The sequence below is a fragment of the Chitinophaga sp. HK235 genome (genome assembly GCF_018255755.1).
In the GTDB taxonomy this organism is placed as follows: Bacteria; Bacteroidota; Bacteroidia; order Chitinophagales; family Chitinophagaceae; genus Chitinophaga.
In genome coordinates this window covers 4,455,001-4,457,500 of the sequence record NZ_CP073766.1, presented here as the reverse complement: position 1 = coordinate 4,457,500, position 2,500 = coordinate 4,455,001, and the positions used below count along the sequence as shown (strand labels likewise).

The window sequence follows — 2,500 nt, the reverse complement described above, 5'->3', positions numbered from 1 at the left end:
CAGGAGAGTGAAATAGTTCCTGAAACCGTGCGCCTACAAGCGGTCGGAGCTCGAAAGAGTGACGGCGTGCCTTTTGCATAATGAGCCTACGAGTTACTCCTCACTGGCGAGGTTAAGGTCTTCAGTACCGGAGCCGCAGCGAAAGCGAGTTCTAACAGAGCGCTTAGTCAGTGGGGGTAGACGCGAAACTTTGTGATCTATCCATGGGCAGGATGAAGGTTGGGTAAAACCAACTGGAGGTCCGAACTCATTAGCGTTGAAAAGCTATGGGATGACCTGTGGATAGGGGTGAAAGGCCAATCAAACTGAGAGATAGCTCGTTCTCCCCGAAATGTTTTTAGGAACAGCCTTGGATATAGACGTGTTATAGAGGTAGAGCTACTAATTGGGCTAGGGGGCTTCACCGCCTACCAAACCCTAATAAACTCCGAATGCTATAACATAATCTCCAGGAGTGAGGCTGTGGGCGCTAAGGTCCATGGCCGAGAGGGAAATAACCCAGACTAACAGCTAAGGTCCCTAATCGTATGTTAAGTTGAACAAACGCGGTTCAAATCCTAAAACAGCCAGGATGTTGGCTTGGAAGCAGCCATTCATTTAAAGAGTGCGTAACAGCTCACTGGTCGAGGGTTTGGGCACGGAAAATAATCGGGCATCAAACATACAACCGAAGCTTTAGGCCTAGCAGCAATGCTAGACGGTAGGGGAGCATTCTAAACTGCATCGAAGGTGTGTTGTGAGACATGCTGGAGCGTTTAGAAAAGAAAATGTAGGCATAAGTAACGATAAATAAGATGAAAAATCTTATCGCCGTAAGACTAAGGGTTCCTGATCAACGCTAATCGGATCAGGGTTAGTCGGGTCCTTAGGCAAAGCCGAGAGGCGTAGCTGATGGCAAACTGGTGAATATTCCAGTACCTGCTATAAATTCGATGGAGTAACGGAGTAGTGAAAGGACTGCGCACTTACGGAATAGTGCGTTGAAGGGTGTAGGTATACCGACTGTAGGAAAATCCGCAGATGGTGCTGAACCTGATAGTACAGCAAAGCTTCGGCAGCGCTGATAATGTCCCTAATCAGACTTCCAAGAAAAACTTCTAAGGTTCGTTTATAGCAGCCCGTACCGTAAACCGACACAGGTAGTCGAGATGAGTATTCTAAGGCGCTCGAGTGATCCGTGGTAAAGGAACTAGGCAAATTGACGCTGTAACTTCGGGATAAGGCGTACCACAGTAATGTGGTCTCAGTAAAATGGTACAACCAACTGTTTAACAAAAACACAGGGCCCTGCAAAATCGAAAGATGACGTATAGAGCCTGATACCTGCCCGGTGCTGGAAGGTTAAGGAAGGATGTTCGGAGTAATCCAAAGCTTCTGACTGAAGCCCCAGTAAACGGCGGCCGTAACTATAACGGTCCTAAGGTAGCGAAATTCCTTGTCGGGTAAGTTCCGACCTGCACGAATGGTCTAATGAGTTGTACACTGTCTCTACCACGAGCTCGGTGAAATTGTAGTATCGGTGAAGATGCCGGTTAATCGCAACGGGACGGAAAGACCCCGTGAACCTTCACTACAACTTAACATTGATTTTGAATGCCAGATGTGTAGGATAGTTGGGAGACTATGAAGCAGCTTCGCCAGGAGTTGTGGAGTCATCGTTGAAATACCAACCTTCTGTTATTTAGAGTCTAATCCGGCAACGGAGACATTGTTTGGTGGGTAGTTTGACTGGGGTGGTCGCCTCCTAAAAGGTAACGGAGGCTCGCAAAGGTACCCTCAGTACGGTTGGTAATCGTACGCAGAGCGCATTAGTATAAGGGTGCTTGACTGTGAGGCAAACAAGCCGAGCAGGTGCGAAAGCAGGCTAAAGTGATCCGGTGGTTCTGTATGGAAGGGCCATCGCTCAAAGGATAAAAGGTACTCCGGGGATAACAGGCTGATCTCACCCAAGAGCTCATATCGACGGTGAGGTTTGGCACCTCGATGTCGGTTCGTCACATCCTGGGGCTGGAGAAGGTCCCAAGGGTTCGGCTGTTCGCCGATTAAAGTGGCACGTGAACTGGGTTCAGAACGTCGCAAGACAGTTCGGTCCCTATCTGTTGTGATCGTTAGTAAATTGAGGAGACATGACCTTAGTACGAGAGGACCGGGTCGTACGTACCGCTGGTGTATCTGTTGTGCCGCCAGGTGCAGTGCAGAGTAGCTATGTACGGACAGGATAAACGCTGAAAGCATCTAAGCGTGAAACCTGCTTCAAGATGAGTTTACTTTTAAGGGCCGTCGGAGACTACGACGTTGATAGGTTACAGGTGTAAAGGTGGTAACATCAAAGCCGAGTAATACTAATTGCCCGTAAGCTTTAATTTTATTTATTACTGCAAAGTTCGTATACGACTTTCCCAATATGTTATCTTATTATCAGCTGGAGATAAGGCAAGCGAAAGCCCCTGCATCTCAGATGAGCGATCATCGCAGCTAAAGATCTTATGGTGGTTATGCC

At 48.0% G+C, this 2,500-nt stretch carries 2 rRNA genes (both running past the window's edge); both read left to right on the top strand.

Features of this window, described 5'->3' with window-relative positions:
- Positions 1-2,366: ribosomal RNA gene (locus KD145_RS16225) — 23S ribosomal RNA — on the top strand (it extends 512 nt beyond the left edge of the window).
- A gap of 119 nt (positions 2,367-2,485) precedes the next feature.
- Positions 2,486-2,500 (top strand): 5S ribosomal RNA (gene rrf / locus KD145_RS16220); it runs 97 nt beyond the window's last position.